Source organism: Vreelandella sp. L-15 (assembly GCF_056857635.1).
Map to the genome: position 1 here is coordinate 34405 of NZ_JBSXNN010000050.1, position 17898 is coordinate 52302.

The following is a 17898-nucleotide window of genomic DNA, read 5'->3' on the forward strand; positions in this document are numbered from 1 at the left end:
AATAAGGGTAATACACTAACCTGCCACATTCAGGATAGAATGCAATCGCGCCATAGTGGAAGTCATGGTTGTTAATTTACTACATAAAGGCAAGATCGGTCTTGCACCGATGGAAGGCGTTATCGATGCGCTCACCCGCGATCTACTGACTCGTCAGGCCGGTTTCGACTGGACGGTGACGGAGTTTGTCAGGGTAGTGGATACCCGCCTTCCCCCACGGGTGTTTTACAAACACTGCCCCGAACTCACCGAGCGCCCGGTAGCGACGCCTAGCGGCGTACCCGTCCATCTGCAGCTACTCGGCTCCGACCCTAGGGCACTAGCCGAAAATGCCCGCCAGGCGCTAGCCCTTGGGGCCATTAGCGTGGATCTCAACTTTGGCTGCCCAGCCAAGCTGGTGAACCGCCACGACGGCGGCGCATCGCTACTGCGCCAGCCCGACCGTGTCTATCAGGCCGTCAAAGCGGTCGCAGAGGCGCTAGACGGCGCAATTCCGGTGACCGCGAAGATTCGTCTGGGATTTGCCAATCGCCGCTTGGCGGTGACCTGTGCGCAGGCGACGGAAGCAGGCGGCGCAGCGCGCTTGGTCGTACATGGCCGGACACGGGACGAGGGGTATCGCCCACCCGCTCACTGGGAGTGGATTGGCAAAGTGCGCCACCACGTATCGATCCCCGTGGTAGCCAATGGCGATATCTGGACGCTTGAGGATTACTGGAAGGCACGCACGCTCTCCGGCTGCTGCGATGTGATGCTCGGGCGCAGCGCGCTGGCTGACCCCTGGCTGGCACCTCGGATTCGCCACTGGCAACAAACCGGCGAACGTTTGGTGGAAACCACTTGGGAAATGCGCGCCAGCGTACTGCAAGAGTACGCCGCGCTCCAGCGCCAACACCTTCCTGACCGCGTGGTCGTGTCGCTGGTGAAGCAGTGGCTTGCACAAATGCGCCAGGGCAATGCCGAAGCCGACCAGCATTTTCAGCGTCTGAAGCGCCTGACCGACTTGGATGCACTTCTCGGCAGCCTTACCCCTAGCGCAAGCGCCCTCGCCGCCTACGAACCCGCCTAAGCCGGGCGCAGTGCCTGAACCAGCCGCCGTTGAACCTGCTGAGTCAAAGCGCCTATCGAGGCGCTTTTTTTCGACCCATACGCGGGTTCGACCCACCTCATTTCCTACGAGCCAAAAAAAAGCGCCCTTCCGCAAAGTTGCGGGGGCGCTTTACACGATCGCAAGACTAACGCGCGAGCCACGTTAGTCAGGCTAGAAAACAGAAAACCCGCTCTTTAATGAGAGCGGGTTTTGAAATCTGGCGCGCCCGGGAGGATTCGAACCTCCGACCACCTGATTCGTAGTCAGGTACTCTATCCAGCTGAGCTACGGGCGCTTTTCAGTCATTGCCTAATTCATCAAGCAATGAAATCAGTGTAACATCAAGCACTTAGCTTTGCAACTTGGCGCGCCCGGGAGGATTCGAACCTCCGACCACCTGATTCGTAGTCAGGTACTCTATCCAGCTGAGCTACGGGCGCGTATCAAATTACGATGCTACATCATGCAGTTGGCGGAGAGAGAGGGATTCGAACCCTCGATAGGGCTATAAACCCTATACTCCCTTAGCAGGGGAGCGCCTTCAGCCACTCGGCCACCTCTCCTCAACGGCACGGCGCGAATATTACCGATTTTGATGACTGGTGTCCAGTCTTATTCCGATTTTTTTCGCGCTGGCCTAAAATCACCGCTTAAACGCCCTTTAATGAGCGTAACACGGGCGGCCATTTATTCTGATTCGCTTTCACTATTACGTTCACGCTGAATGCGCTGATAGATCTCTTCACGGTGAACCGCGACATCTTTTGGTGCGTTCACACCAATGCGCACTTGATTACCTTTCACACCTAATACTGTGACGGTAATTTCATCACCGATCATCAGCGTTTCGCCAACGCGGCGGGTTAGGATGAGCATGGCTGATCTCCTTCTCAGACGTTTTATACAACGGGATGTGTCCGCCAGCGGCGTCACCATGCCATTATGCGGCATGGTGACGCCTGCCACCAAAGGCTTTGGCCCCTATGACACCTTACCCTCCCGTTGAAAGAAAGCTCACCACCACACGGCAGCGAGTAACTTCAGCGTAGAAGGTTTAGGCCACAATTGTTATTCAGATTCGATATCGGACTTATCGAGACCAAACGCTTTGTGTAAGGCGTTAACTGCAAGCTCCATATGTTTTTCGTCAATTACGACAGAAATTTTAATTTCTGAAGTAGAGACCATACGGATATTAACGTTTTCATCGGCCAATACGCGGAACATTTTAGAGGCAACACCCGCATGAGAGCGCATGCCAACGCCGACCAGCGACACTTTGGCAATGTTGTCATCGCCGCGCAGCTCACCGCCGCCCAGGTCAGGAATAACGGTCTCTTCTAGCAGCTTTTTGGTGGCTTTATAGTCACCTTTTGCCACGGTGAAGGTGAAGTCGGTGTAATCGCCAGCTGGTGCAACGTTCTGGACGATCATATCTACTTCAATATTCGCGTCGGCAATCGGCCCCAAAATACGTGAAGCCACACCAGGTACATCCGGCGTATTCAGCAGGGTGAGTTTGGCTTCGTTCTTGGTAAACGCGATACCGGAGATTAGCGGTTCTTCCATAGAATCCTCGTCTTGGTCTGAATCTGCAACAATCAGGGTGCCAGGGCCGTCTTCAAAGCTAGACAGTACCCGCAGCGGCACGTTGTATTTACCGGCGAATTCAACAGCGCGAATTTGCAGCACTTTGGAGCCCAAACTAGCGAGTTCGAGCATTTCTTCTACGGTGATGCTTTCAAGGCGCTGCGCTTTGGAACATACACGGGGGTCCGTGGTGTAAACACCGTCTACGTCGGTATAGATTTGGCACTCATCAGCCCCCAAGGCGGCAGCAAGCGCCACGCCGGTGGTATCAGAGCCGCCACGCCCCAGCGTGGTGATATTGCCGTCTTCGTCTACGCCTTGGAAACCAGCGACCACCACGACCTTCCCTGCATCCAGGTCAGATTTGAGATCGTCAGTTTCAATACGCTGAATACGCGCCTTGGTGTAGGCGCTGTCGGTATGAATTCCTACCTGGGCACCCGTGTGCGAGGTCGCCGACACGCCAATTTGCTGTAGCGCCATGGCCAGTAGGGAAATGGTCACCTGCTCCCCTGTTGAGAGCAACATATCCATTTCACGCGGGGCGGGATCCTCGTTCAGAGCATGGGCCATTTCGGTCAGGCGGTTGGTCTCGCCACTCATCGCGGAGACAACAACCACTACCTGATGGCCCTGGTCGCGAAAGCCTTTAACTTTTTCCGCCACGGCCTTGATACGGTCGACAGAGCCCACCGAGGTGCCGCCGAACTTCTGTACGTATAGTGCCATATGCCGTTTTTCCTTTACGTTCGGGAATGGAGGGTGAATATTATTGTTGCCAACTTTCCTAACTAGCAAAAAGGCCGGTAGCAAATAATGCCACCGGCCTCTCTATTTAGCGAAGTGTGTTTTCCAACCAAGCCGGGACACTGTTCAACGCGTCCGGCAGCGCCTCTGGCTGACTGCCGCCTGCTTGAGCCATATCAGGGCGCCCACCCCCTTTGCCACCCACTTGGGAGGCCACATGATTAACCAGCTCGCCCGCTTTAACACGGCCAGTTAAATCAGAAGTGACCCCAGCAATCAGGCTGACTTTACCAGCGGCCTTGTCAGCAGTGGCTAGCATAATCACGCCAGAGCCTAGCTTGTTTTTCAGCTGATCCAATACGCCGCGCAGATCTTTACCAGACACGCCATCCAACTCAGTTACCAGCAGCTTCACGCCGCCCACTTCCTGCACTTGGCTGAGCATATCGCTACCCGCCGCGCTCGCCAGCTTCGCTTTGAGCTGCTCAAGCTCTTTTTCCAGGCTGCGGTTGCGCTCCACCAGCGATTCGACACGCGCTTCCACTTGCTCTGGCTTGGTTTTTAAGCGTTCGCTAATCCGCTGAACACGGGCTTCTTGCTCACGGAAATACGCCAGTGCGTTTTCGCCGGTGATCGCTTCAATGCGACGCACACCCGAGGCAATACCTACTTCGCTGACCACGTGGCAGCAGCCAATGTCGCCACTGCGCTTGACGTGGGTACCGCCGCAAAGCTCGATGGAGAAGTCATCGGCACCGATGGTCAATACGCGCACGTTATCAGCGTATTTGGCTTCGAACAGTGCTGCCGCGCCTTTGGCCTTGGCATCGGCGAGGCTCATCTGCTCGATTTTGGTCGGCGCGTTGGCCAAGATTTGCTCGTTGACGATGCGCTCGACCTCAGCAAGCTGCTCTGCGGTCATCGGTTCGAAGTGACTAAAGTCAAAACGCAGACGCTCTGCGTTGACCAACGAGCCCTTCTGCTGAACGTGATCGCCCAGCACCATACGCAGTGCTTTGTGCAGCAGGTGGGTCGCGGAGTGGTTACGAATGGTCGCGCTGCGCAGGCTGGCGTCCACTTCACCGCGTACGTTGGCGCCGACACTCAGACTCCCTTCGACCATTACCCCCTGGTGAAGGTGGTGGCCACTCTGTTTCTGAGTATCGTTCACCTGAAAACGACCACCATCGACGTGCAAGTAGCCAGTATCGCCCACCTGGCCGCCGGACTCCCCATAGAACGGAGTACGATCGAGCACTACGGTGCCTTTTTGACCGGCTTCCAAGGCCGCCAGCGCGTTGCCTTCGCTGTCCACTATGGCGGTCACGGTGGCCTGGTCTTCCAGCCGCTCGTAGCCGGTAAACTGGGTTTCGCCGTCCAGTTCGATAGAGGCCGTGTAATCCGCGCCAAACTGGCTGGCGGCACGAGCGCGTTCGCGTTGAGCTTCGAGTTCACGCTGGAAACCGGCTTCATCCAGTGTCACTTCACGTTCTCGGCACACGTCAGCAGTCAAATCGAACGGGAAGCCGTAGGTGTCGTAGAGTTTGAACACGGTTTCGCCGGGCAGCACATCACCTTGCAGCTCTTCGAGCGCCGCGTTCAGCAAGCCCATACCGTGATCCAGCGTCCGCGCAAACTGCTCTTCCTCTTTCAGCAGTACGCGGGCGATCTGCTCGCTGGCATCGCGCAGCTCGGGGTAGGCATCGCCCATCTCGGCGTCCAGCGCGCTAACCAGCTTGTGGAAGAACGGCTCAGACGCGCCCAGCTTGTGGCCGTGGCGAATGGCGCGACGAATAATCCGGCGCAGCACGTAGCCGCGGCCTTCATTGGAGGGCAGTACGCCGTCGGCAATCAAGAAAGCGCAGGAGCGAATGTGGTCAGCAATGACGCGTAGCGAGGGCGCGGTGGTATCGCTATGTCCCGTGGCGTCTGCTGCCGCCTTGAGCAAATTCTGGAACAGATCGATTTCGTAGTTGGAGTGCACACCCTGCATGACAGCCGCCACACGCTCCAGGCCCATACCGGTATCGATAGAGGGCTTAGGCAGCGGATTGAGGGTGCCTTGGGCATCGCGCTCGAACTGCATGAAGACGAGGTTCCAGATCTCGATGTAGCGGTCGCCATCCTCTTCAGGGCTTCCGGGCGGGCCACCCCACACTTCCGGGCCGTGATCGAAAAAGATCTCAGAACTGGGGCCGCAAGGGCCGGTGTCGCCCATTTGCCAGAAGTTGTCCTCGTCCAGCTTGGAGAAACGCTCGGGGTCGATACCGATCTCATCTTTCCAGATGCGCTCGGCTTCGTCGTCGCTGATATGTACGGTGACCCAGAGCTTCTCTTTGGGTAACCCCAGGGTTTCGGTCAAAAATGTCCAGGCAAAGCGGATGGCGTCACGCTTGAAATAGTCGCCAAAGCTGAAGTTGCCCAGCATTTCGAAGAAGGTGTGGTGGCGAGCGGTGTAGCCAACATTATCTAAGTCATTATGTTTGCCGCCGGCACGCACACAGCGCTGAGCAGAAGTGGCACGCACGTAGGGGCGAGGGTCACGACCCAAAAACACATCTTTGAAAGGCACCATGCCCGCATTAGTGAACAGCAGCGTCGGGTCGTTGCCCGGCACCAGCGAGCTAGACGGAACAGCCGTGTGGCCGTGCTCTTCAAAAAACGTTAAAAAGGCCTGTCTGATCTCTGCGCTTTTCATAGGGTATCCGTAACAAGAAAGCGTGATGCCCCAGGGCGCTGTCGCCGCCACCCGCTGGGGTCGCAAAGGGACCATTATAACGCAGTTGTCAAACGACTAAAGCCGCAGTTAGTGGCAAAACCAAAACAGACGGCCCAAACAGAGAAGAAACAAACAGGAAGAAAGCCGCTGTAAGCTAGGGCAGTAACAGCCCTGAGCGGGGTTATAGACAGCCCTGAGCGGGGCTACAAACAGGAAAGAGCATAGCGAATTTGTTCAAAATCAAACCCACGCGCTGCTAAAAAACGCTCGCGCTTGGCACGCTCTTTGGGGGAATCACCCGGAGTGGAAAAACGCCTTTCCAGCGTTTCTCGAGCAAGCTCAAACCAGTCTACCGCTTCACGCTCTTCTACTGCTGCCAACGCGGCGGCCTGAGTTTCCTGGTCAACCCCGCGTTGGCGAAGCTCGCCTTTAATGCGAATTAGGCCCTGCCCTCTGGAAATACGCGAGCGTATAAAGCTCTCGGCAAAGCGTGCATCGGACTGCAGCGACTGCTCGGCCAAGGCGTCTAGGCAAGCAGAGATTTCATCGGCATCAAAAGTTTTTTGCTGTAACTTACGCGCCAGCTCGGCGCGAGAATACTCGCGCCGAGCCAGTAGTTGAATCGCTACTTCACGTGCAGAAGCATCCACATTAGAGGAAAACATCGAGTTTCCCTCTTAGCACATGCAATGGAGGTAGCGGCTTAAAGCAGATCATCATCGCTATCTGTAGCCACATCAGCGGCAGACGCTTCTTCCTTCTTCGGCTCCGCCTTGGCCAGTAGCTGATCACGAATCTGAGTTTCAATCTCGTTCATGATTTCAGGATGCTCTTCCAGGTACTGCGCCGCATTGGCTTTACCCTGGCCGATCTTGTTGCCTTTATAGCTGTACCAAGCGCCTGCTTTGTCTACTAGGCTGCACTGCACGCCAAGATCGATAACCTCACCCGCGTGGTAGATACCTTTGCCGTAAAGGATCTGGAACTCAGCTTGCCGGAACGGCGGTGCCACCTTGTTCTTCACTACTTTCACGCGGGTTTCGTTACCGGTGACTTCGTCGCCCGACTTCACCGAACCGGTGCGGCGAATATCCAAGCGCACGCTGGAGTAGAACTTCAGCGCGTTACCTCCGGTCGTGGTCTCGGGGCTACCGAACATCACGCCAATCTTCATACGAATCTGGTTGATGAAGATCACCAAGCAGTTGGCGTTTTTGATGTTACCGGTGATTTTACGCAGCGCCTGGGACATCAAGCGCGCCTGCAGGCCCACGTGGGAGTCGCCCATTTCGCCTTCGATTTCCGCACGCGGAGTCAGCGCAGCCACGGAGTCGATGATAATCACATCCACGCCGCCCGAGCGGACCAGCATATCGGTGATTTCCAGCGCTTGTTCACCGGTGTCCGGCTGGGAAACCAGCAGGTCGTCCAGGTTGACGCCCAGCTTCTCAGCGTAGCTGGGGTCGAGCGCGTGCTCGGCATCAACGAAGGCACACACTTTGCCCTGCTTTTGCGCTTGGGCAATGACCGAAAGCGTCAGGGTAGTTTTACCCGATGACTCTGGGCCAAAGATTTCGACGACACGACCAAACGGTAAACCACCAATGCCGAGTGCAATATCCAGCCCCAGCGAACCGGTGGAGACAGACGGCATCACGACGCGTGGCGCATCGCCAAGGCGCATAACGGTCCCTTTACCAAACTGGCGATCAATCTGGCTGAGTGCAGCATTAAGCGCTTTTGTGCGGTTGTCTTCCTGAGCCATGCGGAAATTCCTCATAACAAGCTGTATAATTAGCCAGTAGTATGCCAAAGATTAGCGGCTAAACAAATCCTCAGCGGCAACTTTAACGATTATTTCTTCTGCGCCTGAGCGCTCAGCCTCGACACTAAACCCGCCAGCGCTTCGCGCACCGCCTGCTCCCGCACCGCTTGGCGGTCGCCGGGGAAGTGGAAGCACTCTGCCTGCTGCTGTCCAGCACTGCCCCAGGCAATCCATACGGTACCTACCGGTTTTTCGTCGCTGCCGCCCTCCGGGCCGGCCACACCGCTCACCGCAACGGCTAAATCAGCCCCGCTTTCACGGCAGGCTCCCGCCACCATCGCCTTCACCACGGCCTCGCTAACGGCTCCATGGGCTTCAAGCGTGGCAGGCTCCACACCCAGCAGGCGGGTTTTCGCGGCGTTTGAGTAGGTCACATAGCCCGCTGTAAAGTACGCCGAACTGCCTGCCGCCGAGGTAATCGCACTGGCAATGCCTCCTCCGGTGCAAGACTCTGCGGCGGTCACTTCAACGCCAAGCTGAAGGCAAAGCCGCCCCAGCCGCTGGGCAAGCAGCGATAAATCGAGGTTCTTGAGGCTAGAAACGCTGGGGGGCATGGTGACTCCTTCATGTAAGACCTTAGGGTAGCGTAGAATACTGCGTTTAGCTTTCTCAATGAAATTGCTCAACGAACATGCCGCAGGCCAACCGCTTGCGCCACGCTCAATCAGGACGCCCATGTCACAGGCCAGCCCCGCCCATACGCCAATGATGGCGCAATACCTTAACATCAAGCGCGAGCACCCCGAGGTACTGCTGTTTTACCGCATGGGGGATTTTTACGAGCTGTTTTTCGATGACGCTAAACGCGCCGCTGCGCTGCTGGATATCACCCTGACCCAGCGCGGCCAGTCGGGGGGTAAACCCATCCCCATGGCCGGGGTGCCCTACCATAGCGCGGAAGGTTATTTAGCCCGCTTAGTAGCAGGCGGTGAGTCGGTGGCGATTTGCGAGCAAATCGGCGACCCAGCCACTAGTAAAGGCCCGGTGGAGCGTCAGGTGGTGCGCATCGTCACCCCCGGCACACTGCACGATGAAGCCCTGCTAGATGCTCGGCGAGATAACGTTCTGGTGGCCGTTGCCCCCGGAAAAGCTGGCTGGGGACTGGCATGGCTGGAGCTCTCCAGCGGTCGTTTTAACGTACTGGAAGTCGAGAGCGAAGCGGAAATGCTCGCCGAGTTGACCCGCCTCTCCCCTGCGGAGCTGCTGGTGCCGGAGAGCCTGACCCTGCCCGATGCGTGGTCGCAAAAGCGCAGCCTACGCCGCCAGGGGGAGTGGCTATTCGATCTGGAAAGCGCCACCCGCAGCCTGTGCGACCAATTTGAAGTTAGCGACCTGCGTGGCTTTGGCTGCGCGCATCTCTCCACGGCGCTGATCGCGGCCGGTGTCTTGATCGACTACGCGCGCGATACCCAGCGCTCGCGCCTGCCCCACGTGACCGCCATCAGCGTAGAGAACCGCGACGATGCCGTGGTGATCGACGCCGCCAGCCGCCGCAATCTGGAAATCGACATCAACCTCGGCGGCACCGGCGATAACACCCTGGCCAGCGTGCTTGATACCTGCACCACGGCCATGGGTTCGCGGCTTTTAAAGCGCTGGCTGAATCGCCCGCTACGCCAGCGGGAGATCGTCGAGGGCCGCCAAGCCGGCGTGGCCCTACTCTCTATTGATGCCAACTATATGAGTCTGCGGGATACGCTGAGCGACGTGGGGGACGTGGAACGCATACTCGCCCGCGTCGCTCTTTACAGCGCACGCCCACGCGATCTCGCGCGACTGAGAGATGCGCTCGCCACGCTGCCCACGCTGGAAGCGCTGCTGACCGATATCGACAGCGGCAGCACCCTGGATAGCCTCAAGCCGCACATTCGCCCCTACCCCGAGCTGGCCGATACGCTAGCGCGAGCGCTGGTCGACAACCCGCCCGTAGTCATTCGGGATGGCGGCGTAATTGCCGACGGCTTCGATGCCGAGCTAGATGAGCATCGCGGCATGGCCGAAAACGCAGGCGACTATCTCGTTCAGTTAGAACTGAGAGAGCGCGAACGCACGGGACTTGCCAACCTAAAAGTCGGCTATAACCGCGTACACGGCTACTTTATTGAGCTGCCCCGCGCCCAGGCGCAGCATGCGCCAGCTGACTATATCCGTCGTCAAACGCTGAAAAACGCCGAGCGCTTTATTATCCCAGAGCTGAAGGAGTTTGAGGACAAAGCGCTTTCCGCCAAGTCGCGGGCGCTGACGCGGGAAAAATGGCTCTACGATCAGTTGCTAGCCGAGCTCAACGCCCAACTGCACGAGCTACAAAACACCTCACGCGCGCTGGCTGAGCTGGATGTACTGTGTGCTTTTGCCGAGCGTGCCGACGCTCTTAACTGGGTACGCCCGCAGCTAGTGGACGCGACCGGCATTACCATTACCGCCGGACGGCACCCGGTGGTCGAACAGGTGAGCGACACGCCGTTCGTGCCTAACGATGTTATGCTAACGCCCAAGCAGCACATGCTGATCATCACCGGCCCCAACATGGGCGGTAAATCGACCTACATGCGCCAAACCGCCCTGATCGCCCTGCTGGCCCATAGCGGCAGCTTCGTACCCGCCGATGCCGCCGAAATCGGCCCGGTTGACCGTATCTTTACCCGGATCGGATCGTCAGATGATCTAGCGGGCGGGCGCTCTACCTTCATGGTAGAAATGACTGAAACCGCCAATATTTTGCACAATGCCACCGAACACAGCTTGGTGTTAATGGATGAGATTGGCCGTGGCACTAGCACCTTCGATGGGCTTTCCTTGGCCTGGGCAAGCGCCGAGCATCTCGCTAACGCTCGGGCGCTCACGCTGTTTGCCACGCACTATTTTGAAATGACGGCACTGCCTGAGCAGGCGGAGGGCATCGCCAATATTCATTTGACGGCAACGGAGCACGGCGATGGTATCGTGTTCATGCACCGTATCGAGGCAGGCCCCGCCAGCCAGAGTTATGGCTTACAGGTCGCCCAACTCGCCGGGGTCCCGGCTCCGGTAATTCGTCGCGCTCGGGAAAAGCTGATGATGCTCGAACAGCGGGATGTCGACGAGCAGCAGCGGCCCTCAGCGAGCCCTGCGATACCGCAGCAAAACGACCTGTTCGCCAGCGCCCCGCACCCGGTGGTAGAAGCGCTCGGCAAGGCGGATATCGACGACTTGTCGCCTCGCGAAGCGCTGACCTTGTTGTATCAGTGGCGAGAGTTGCTATAGACAATGGATATAATGAGCGTCAGTAATCGCATCAAACAGATGAGCGCGAGCGCTTGCCGCCGGGTATGGGCACCACTAGAATGTCGCCCATACCTTTTTACCTTATAAAAAACCGCAGATTTATAACCATTCACGATTGACCACGACCGGGAGGCTTCTCGGTCTCGCAAGAGGGATAGCAAGATGACGTTTGTCGTTACCGAGAACTGCATCCAATGCAAATACACCGACTGTGTGGAAGTTTGCCCAGTCGACTGTTTCTACGAAGGCCCCAATTTCCTAGTTATTCACCCGGACGAGTGCATCGACTGCGCGCTGTGTGAGCCAGAGTGCCCTGCTGAGGCAATATTCTCGGAGGATGAGCTGCCAGATGGCCAAGAGCAGTTTATCGAGATCAACGCGGAGTTGGCCGAAGTGTGGCCCAATATTGCCGAGAAGAAAGACCCTCTGCCCGATGCAGAAGAGTGGGATGGCAAAACGGGTAAGCTGGAAAAACTCGAGCGTTAAGCGCAGAGTGTTAGCACATCCCAAAAAAACCAGCGTTTACGCTGGTTTTTTTGTAGTCGGATGGAAGGCGTCCATGATTGCGTGAATGGCCTACACAAAAAAAGGCGGCCCGTAGGCCGCCCGCTCCAAGCACTTCCTCTGACCACTCCCTGTGTCAACCTCCTCAGGTGACTTCCTTGCCAGGACTCACGTCTCTGTATCACCCGGCGCACCTGCTTGCATCCCGTTGCATCCTGCCTGAAGCATCCTTGCCTCCCCTTGTCCTGAATGCATTGTGGCAGAACAGCGCAACTTCTCAATCGGACCCAATACGCAAAAGGCGAGCCCAAGGGACCCGCCTTTCTTTCATAAAACCCAACTAAGACAATCACTTAAAGTTGAATTAGTGAAAAATCTCGCTTTTTCTTACAAGGTTTCGAGCGAATTTCGTCGGCATTTGTAAGAGATCTCTTACAAATTTTTGAGAGATCCCTTACACGCGAACGCTATGTTTTTGACCTACTGGCCTTTGATGGCTTTCAAACCGGGGTAGCTCACATCCCCTAGCTCGGCTTCGATCACCAGCAGGCGGTTGTACTTCGCGACACGGTCAGAACGACACAGCGATCCGGTCTTGATTTGTCCCGCACAGGTGCCTACGGCCAAATCGGCAATAGTGGTATCTTCCGTTTCACCACTACGGTGGGAGATGACCGCCGTAAAGCCCGCATCTTGGGCCATTTTAATCGCGTCGAGGGTTTCGGAGAGCGAGCCAATCTGGTTGAACTTGATCAGAATCGAGTTACCGATCTGCTCGTCAATGCCACGCTTAAGGATTTTGGTATTGGTGACGAATAGGTCGTCCCCCACCAGCTGCACCTTGTCGCCCAGCTTGTCGGTCAAGGCTTTCCAACCGGCCCAGTCGGACTCGTCCATGCCGTCTTCGATAGACACGATGGGGTAGTCGGCACACAGGCCCGCCAGGTAGTCGGCAAACCCTTCGGAGTCGTAACGCTTGCCTTCTCCGGCCAGGTCGTACTGACCTTCCTTGTAGAATTCGGAGGCAGCACAGTCCAGCGCCAGAGTGACATCGCTGCCCAGGGTATAACCGGCATCGGCCACCGCCTGCTTGATGACGGCCAGTGCCTCGGCGTTGGATGTCAGGTTGGGCGCAAAGCCACCCTCATCCCCTACCGAGGTAGACAGCCCCTTGGCAGAGAGCACTTTTTTCAGTGCGTGGAAAATCTCCGCGCCCATACGCAGACCTTCACGGAAGTTGGGGGCGCCCACCGGCTGCACCATGAACTCCTGAATATCCACGTTATTGTCGGCGTGCTCACCGCCGTTGAGGATGTTCATCATCGGTACCGGCATGCTGTACTGGCCTGGCTGACCGTAAAGCTCGGCGATATGGGCATACAGTGGCACGCCTTTGGCATTGGCCGCCGCCTTGGCTGCCGCGAGCGACACCGCCAGAATCGCATTGGCTCCCAGAGTCGCCTTGTTATCCGTGCCATCCAACTCCAGCATGGCATTGTCCAAACCGCGCTGGTCCCGCGCATCCATTCCCAACAACGCATCACGAATCTTGCCATTCACGGCCTCGACGGCTTTTAAAACGCCTTTACCGAGGTAGCGCGCCTTGTCGCCATCACGCAGTTCGAGTGCTTCGCGGGAACCCGTGGAGGCACCGCTGGGGGCACAGGCAACGCCTACGGCACCGCTTTCCAAACGTACGGTGGCTTGAACGGTCGGGTTACCGCGCGAATCGAGCACTTCCAGCGCACTGATTTCAACAATTTTGGTCATGACAGTGTCCTTTGGTTGTCGGTCTAATAGATGAGAGATCCAATGTATACCACGGATTAACGCCGCGATTAACGGATGGTTAAGGGATCGAAGCCTTTTACCAGAGCGTCTAACTGCGACAGCTGCGTTAAGAATGGCTCTAATTGATCCAGCGGCAGCGCACAGGGGCCGTCGCACTTGGCATTATCGGGGTCTGGATGAGCTTCTAAAAACAGCCCGGCCAAACCAACCGCCACGCCCGCACGAGCAAGCTCTGCCACTTGGGCACGGCGGCCATCGGCGCTATCCGCCCGGCCACCGGGGCGCTGCAGAGCATGGGTGACATCGAAGAACACCGGGTAACCGGTCTGCTTCATATCGCCAAAGCCCAGCATGTCCACCACCAGGTTGTTGTAGCCAAAGCTGGTGCCGCGCTCGCACAGCATCAGGCGGTCATTGCCCGCTTCCTGAAACTTGTTAAGGATATGGCGCATTTCGTGCGGGGCCAAAAACTGCGGCTTTTTGATATTGATCGCCGCACCGGTTTTCGCCATCGCCACCACGAGATCGGTCTGGCGCGCCAAAAAGGCCGGCAGCTGGATGATATCGGCGACTTCAGCAGCAGGCGCTGCCTGCCAGGGCTCGTGCACATCGGTAATGATGGGCACGTTATAGCGCGCCTTGATATCGGCCAGGATTTGCAGGCCTTTTTCCAGCCCAGGCCCCCGGTAGGAGTGGATCGAGCTGCGATTCGCTTTGTCGAAACTGGCCTTGAACACATAAGGCATACCCAGCTTTTGCGTCACATTCACGTAGGCCTGCGCCACTTCATCGGCCAGCTCCGCCGACTCCAGCACGTTCATGCCGCCAAGCAGCATGAGTGGCAAAGAATTGCCGGCGGTCAAGCCGGCAACGTTGATGTGATGCTCTGGGAATTGGGACTGAGAAGACATGCTTCCCCCTTTATTCCTGAGGTGCGGCGTGGGCACGGGTGCGTGCCGTTTTGTGTTCTAGTGCGGCATTGACGAAGCCCGAGAAGAGCGGATGACCGTCGCGAGGCGTCGAAGTAAATTCCGGGTGGAACTGACACGCCACGTACCAAGGGTGGTCCGCCAGCTCGACGACTTCGACCAGCGACTGATCGACGCTCTTGCCCGAAATCACCAGGCCCGCAGCTTCCAGCTCATCAATGAACTGGTTGTTGACTTCGAAGCGGTGGCGATGACGCTCAACGATTTCGTCGGCACCGTACGCTTCGCGGGCTTTGCTGCCAGCGGCCAGATGGCACACTTGGCCGCCCAAACGCATGGTGCCGCCCAGGTCGGAGGCCGCGTCGCGCAGCTCGATCTTGCCTTCGGCATTGATCCACTCGGTGATCAACCCCACCACCGGGTGCTTGGTATCGTGGGTAAACTCGGTGGAGTTGGCGTCTTTCCAGCCAGCCACGTTGCGGGCGAACTCGATCACCGCTACCTGCATGCCTAGACAGATACCCAGGTAAGGGATGTTGTTTTCACGGGCAAACTGGGCGGTCAGAATCTTGCCTTCCACACCGCGCTCGCCGAAACCGCCGGGCACCAGAATGGCGTCTTTGCCTGCCAGGCGCTCGGTGCCGTGACGCTCGATGTCTTCAGAGTCGATGTAGTCGACGTTGACCTTGATGCGGCCCTGAATACCTGCGTGGATCAGCGCTTCGTTCAGCGACTTATACGCATCCAGCAGCTCCATGTACTTGCCGACCATGGCGATGCTGACCGACTTCAGCGGGTTCAGCTTGGCATCGAGTACCTTGACCCACTCCGACAGATCCGCAGGCTCAGCTTCTAAGCGCAGCTTGTCGCAGACGATATCGTCCAGGCCGTGCTCGTGAAGCATTAGCGGAATGCGGTAGATAGTGTCGGCGTCTTGCAGCGGCACTACCGCACGCTCTTCCACATTGGTGAACAGCGCAATCTTGCGGCGCTCGCTCTCCTCAAGCTCCACTTCGCTGCGGCAAATCAAAATATCCGGCTGGATGCCGATGGAGCGCAGCTCTTTTACGCTGTGCTGCGTCGGTTTGGTTTTGGTTTCGCCAGCGGTCTTGATGTACGGCACCAGGGTGAGGTGCATGTAAATGGCGCGGCTTGCGCCCAGCTCGCTACGAATCTGACGAATGGACTCCAGGAACGGCAGTGATTCGATATCGCCAACCGTCCCGCCGATCTCCACCAGCGCCACGTCGAAGCCTTCGCCTCCAGCGTAGACGCGCTGCTTGATCTCATCAGTGATGTGCGGAATGACCTGCACAGTGCCACCCAGGTAGTCACCCCGGCGCTCTTTGCGTAGCACATGTTCGTACACGCGGCCGGTGGTGAAGTTGTTGCCCTGGGTCATTTTGGTGCGAATAAAGCGCTCATAGTGACCTAAGTCCAAGTCCGTCTCGGCGCCATCCTCGGTGACGAACACCTCGCCGTGCTGGAAGGGACTCATGGTGCCCGGGTCCACGTTGATGTACGGGTCGAGCTTGAGCATGGTGACCTTAAGGCCGCGGGCCTCGAGAATCGCCGCCAGCGAGGCCGACGCGATGCCCTTGCCAAGAGAGGACACAACGCCGCCGGTCACGAAGATATATCGTGTCATGGAAAACCTGTCGAAACGTGATCAAAAGGCGTAACAGAAAGCCACACCAGGATGGGACGACAGAATAGCAGAGTACGCCTTAAGGCTCAATTTGAAGTGAAACAGCGCCAGCCTCGGTCGCGAGCTAAAGCTGCCTCCCACTCTAGCTATTGGCTACACATAACTAGCTACTGGCTGTACATAAACAGTGGGAGGCCAATTGATCGGGCTAAAGGATGCCGATGCACAGTTGCCCCAGAGGTAGGTCTGCGCGAGGGCGCTGTGAACCCATCCTTGGGCGCTACTTTTGTCATCCATGACAAAAGACCCTCGCTACGACCTACCCCTGGTGCTGTTCGGCATGGCATACACACTTTACACGCCTAGGTAATCCAGAATGCCCTCGGCCGCCTGACGCCCTTCATATATAGCGGTGACCACGAGATCGGAGCCACGCACCATATCGCCACCGGCAAAAATTTTCTCATTGCTAGTTTGGAAGGCGTACTGACCATGCTCAGGCGCTTTGACTAGGTCCCATTCGTTGACATCGATATTGGCGCTATCGAACCACGGTGCCGGGCTTGCCTGGAAACCAAAGGCCACCACGACCGCATCGGCCGCAATGATCTCTTCAGACCCCGGCACCACTTCAGGACGACGACGGCCGTTCTCATCCGGCTCGCCCAGGCGCGTGCGGACTACCTTCACACCCTCGACCTTATCTTCGCCCACTACCGCTACCGGCTGGCGGTTGAACAAGAACTCGACGCCCTCTTCCCGTGCGTTAGCCACTTCACGGCGCGAGCCCGGCATGTTCTCTTCATCGCGGCGGTAGGCACAGGTCACGCTGGCGGCGCGCTGACGAATCGAGGTGCGGTTACAGTCCATCGCGGTATCACCACCGCCCAGCACCACCACGCGCTTGCCTTCCATGGAGATAAAGTCGTTCGGGTCTTTCTCGAAGCCCAAGCGGCGGTTGACGTTGGCAATTAGGAAATCCAGCGCTTTGTAGACACCGGGCAGGTCTTCACCGGGGAAGCCACCCTGCATGTACTTGTAAGTACCCATGCCCAGGAACACCGCGTCGTACTCCTGCAGCAGCGTCTCGAACTCGACATCAGTACCGATTTCGGTATTCAGACGGAACTCAACGCCCATTTCCTCGAATACCGCACGGCGGCGCTCCATGACGTTCTTTTCCAGCTTGAACTCAGGGATACCAAAGGTCAGCAGACCGCCAATTTCGGGGTACTTATCGAACACCACCGGCTTGACGCCGTTGCGCGCCAGAATATCGGCACAGCCCAAGCCCGCAGGACCTGCACCAACAATCGCGACTTTCTTATCGGTCCACACCACTTTGGACATATCAGGGCGCCAGCCCATGGCAAAGGCGGTATCGGTGATGTATTTCTCCACCGAGCCGATCGTCACCGCGCCAAAGCCATCGTTCAGGGTGCAATCGCCTTCACATAGGCGGTCTTGCGGGCACACGCGGCCACACACTTCCGGCAGCGAGTTGGTTTTGTGGGACAGCTCGGCGGCTTCAATAATGTTGCCTTCCACCACCAGCTGAAGCCAGTTAGGAATGTAGTTGTGTACCGGGCACTTCCACTCACAGTAGGGGTTGCCGCAGTGCAAGCAGCGGTGCGCCTGGCTCGCCGCATCGGTGGGCTTGAACGGCTCGTAAATTTCCGCGAACTCTTTGGCTCGGGTGTGCGCCGGTTTTTTCTGTGGGTCTTTACGACCCACGTCGACAAACTGAAAATCGTTATTTAAACGGTTGGCCATGATCTTTCTCCTCGAAGC

General features: G+C 57.4%; 13 protein-coding genes and 3 tRNA genes. 3 read left to right on the forward strand and 13 right to left on the reverse strand.

All coding sequences use genetic code 11. The features are described from left to right. The first annotated feature begins 64 nt into the window (after positions 1–64). A complete protein-coding gene (locus tag AC13CY_RS06590) occupies positions 65–1069 on the forward strand; it encodes a tRNA dihydrouridine synthase (RefSeq protein ID WP_288101604.1) in 1005 nt (334 codons plus the stop codon). Positions 1070–1308: 239 nt separating this feature from the next. Here AC13CY_RS06590 and AC13CY_RS06595 read toward each other — a convergent pair. The 9 genes from AC13CY_RS06595 to AC13CY_RS06635 all read right to left on the reverse strand — a co-directional run bounded on the left by AC13CY_RS06595 (position 1309) and on the right by AC13CY_RS06635 (position 8525). Beyond that, a tRNA-Arg gene (locus AC13CY_RS06595) sits at positions 1309–1385 on the reverse strand. Positions 1386–1453: 68 nt separating this feature from the next. Beyond that, positions 1454–1530, reverse strand: a tRNA-Arg gene (locus AC13CY_RS06600). 30 nt (positions 1531–1560) lie between these two features. Beyond that, a tRNA-Ser gene (locus AC13CY_RS06605) sits at positions 1561–1653 on the reverse strand. 124 nt (positions 1654–1777) lie between these two features. Beyond that, positions 1778–1966, reverse strand: a complete 189-nt coding sequence (gene csrA, locus AC13CY_RS06610; RefSeq protein WP_009722197.1) for a carbon storage regulator CsrA — start codon at positions 1964–1966, stop codon at positions 1778–1780. A 192-nt stretch (positions 1967–2158) separates the two neighbouring features. After that, on the reverse strand, positions 2159–3409 hold the full coding sequence (locus tag AC13CY_RS06615) for an aspartate kinase (protein ID WP_044630003.1): 1251 nt from the start codon (positions 3407–3409) through the stop codon (positions 2159–2161). A gap of 106 nt (positions 3410–3515) precedes the next feature. Then, entirely contained in the window at positions 3516–6125 is a 2610-nt protein-coding gene (alaS, locus tag AC13CY_RS06620) for an alanine--tRNA ligase (protein ID WP_062361593.1), read from the reverse strand. A 224-nt stretch (positions 6126–6349) separates the two neighbouring features. Beyond that, positions 6350–6811, reverse strand: coding sequence for a regulatory protein RecX (locus tag AC13CY_RS06625; protein ID WP_044630005.1), 462 nt, complete (start codon positions 6809–6811; stop codon positions 6350–6352). A gap of 38 nt (positions 6812–6849) precedes the next feature. Next, on the reverse strand, positions 6850–7911 hold the full coding sequence (gene recA / locus AC13CY_RS06630; protein ID WP_089675711.1) for a recombinase RecA: 1062 nt from the start codon (positions 7909–7911) through the stop codon (positions 6850–6852). An 89-nt stretch (positions 7912–8000) separates the two neighbouring features. Further along, the gene (locus AC13CY_RS06635; RefSeq protein ID WP_044628864.1) at positions 8001–8525 is read right to left on the reverse strand and encodes a CinA family protein; all 525 of its coding nucleotides are present in this window, start codon (positions 8523–8525) and stop codon (positions 8001–8003) included. 121 nt (positions 8526–8646) lie between these two features. Between AC13CY_RS06635 and mutS the strand changes: the two genes are divergently transcribed. After that, positions 8647–11214 (forward strand): DNA mismatch repair protein MutS, encoded by a 2568-nt coding sequence (gene mutS, locus AC13CY_RS06640; protein ID WP_089675712.1) that lies wholly within the window; start codon positions 8647–8649, stop codon positions 11212–11214. 183 nt (positions 11215–11397) lie between these two features. Beyond that, on the forward strand, positions 11398–11721 hold the full coding sequence (fdxA, locus tag AC13CY_RS06645) for a ferredoxin FdxA (RefSeq protein ID WP_044628866.1): 324 nt from the start codon (positions 11398–11400) through the stop codon (positions 11719–11721). A 498-nt stretch (positions 11722–12219) separates the two neighbouring features. Here fdxA and eno read toward each other — a convergent pair whose 3' ends face one another. From eno to AC13CY_RS06665, 4 genes are all read right to left on the reverse strand, one after another. Further along, positions 12220–13509 (reverse strand): phosphopyruvate hydratase, encoded by a 1290-nt coding sequence (gene eno / locus AC13CY_RS06650; protein WP_044628867.1) that lies wholly within the window; start codon positions 13507–13509, stop codon positions 12220–12222. Between the two features lie 68 nt (positions 13510–13577). Continuing rightward, positions 13578–14441 (reverse strand): 3-deoxy-8-phosphooctulonate synthase, encoded by an 864-nt coding sequence (gene kdsA, locus AC13CY_RS06655; protein WP_044628868.1) that lies wholly within the window; start codon positions 14439–14441, stop codon positions 13578–13580. Between the two features lie 10 nt (positions 14442–14451). Beyond that, the gene (locus AC13CY_RS06660; protein WP_044628869.1) at positions 14452–16107 is read right to left on the reverse strand and encodes a CTP synthase; all 1656 of its coding nucleotides are present in this window, start codon (positions 16105–16107) and stop codon (positions 14452–14454) included. Positions 16108–16461: 354 nt separating this feature from the next. Beyond that, positions 16462–17880, reverse strand: coding sequence for an FAD-dependent oxidoreductase (locus tag AC13CY_RS06665; protein WP_062362444.1), 1419 nt, complete (start codon positions 17878–17880; stop codon positions 16462–16464). Between the last annotated feature and the right edge of the window lie 18 nt (positions 17881–17898).

Excerpts from the sequence above, each read along its gene's own strand:
- csrA (WP_009722197.1), bottom strand. The coding sequence starts at position 1,966 with ATGCTCATCCTAACCCGCCGCGTTGGCGAAACGCTGATGATCGGTGAT.
- recA (WP_089675711.1), bottom strand. The coding sequence starts at position 7,911 with ATGGCTCAGGAAGACAACCGCACAAAAGCGCTTAATGCTGCACTCAGC.
- AC13CY_RS06625 (WP_044630005.1), bottom strand. The coding sequence starts at position 6,811 with ATGTTTTCCTCTAATGTGGATGCTTCTGCACGTGAAGTAGCGATTCAA.
- fdxA (WP_044628866.1), top strand. The coding sequence starts at position 11,398 with ATGACGTTTGTCGTTACCGAGAACTGCATCCAATGCAAATACACCGAC.
- alaS (WP_062361593.1), bottom strand. The coding sequence starts at position 6,125 with ATGAAAAGCGCAGAGATCAGACAGGCCTTTTTAACGTTTTTTGAAGAG.
- AC13CY_RS06635 (WP_044628864.1), bottom strand. The coding sequence starts at position 8,525 with ATGCCCCCCAGCGTTTCTAGCCTCAAGAACCTCGATTTATCGCTGCTT.
- kdsA (WP_044628868.1), bottom strand. The coding sequence starts at position 14,441 with ATGTCTTCTCAGTCCCAATTCCCAGAGCATCACATCAACGTTGCCGGC.
- eno (WP_044628867.1), bottom strand. The coding sequence starts at position 13,509 with ATGACCAAAATTGTTGAAATCAGTGCGCTGGAAGTGCTCGATTCGCGC.
- AC13CY_RS06615 (WP_044630003.1), bottom strand. The coding sequence starts at position 3,409 with ATGGCACTATACGTACAGAAGTTCGGCGGCACCTCGGTGGGCTCTGTC.
- AC13CY_RS06590 (WP_288101604.1), top strand. The coding sequence starts at position 65 with ATGGTTGTTAATTTACTACATAAAGGCAAGATCGGTCTTGCACCGATG.
- AC13CY_RS06660 (WP_044628869.1), bottom strand. The coding sequence starts at position 16,107 with ATGACACGATATATCTTCGTGACCGGCGGCGTTGTGTCCTCTCTTGGC.
- mutS (WP_089675712.1), top strand. The coding sequence starts at position 8,647 with ATGTCACAGGCCAGCCCCGCCCATACGCCAATGATGGCGCAATACCTT.
- AC13CY_RS06665 (WP_062362444.1), bottom strand. The coding sequence starts at position 17,880 with ATGGCCAACCGTTTAAATAACGATTTTCAGTTTGTCGACGTGGGTCGT.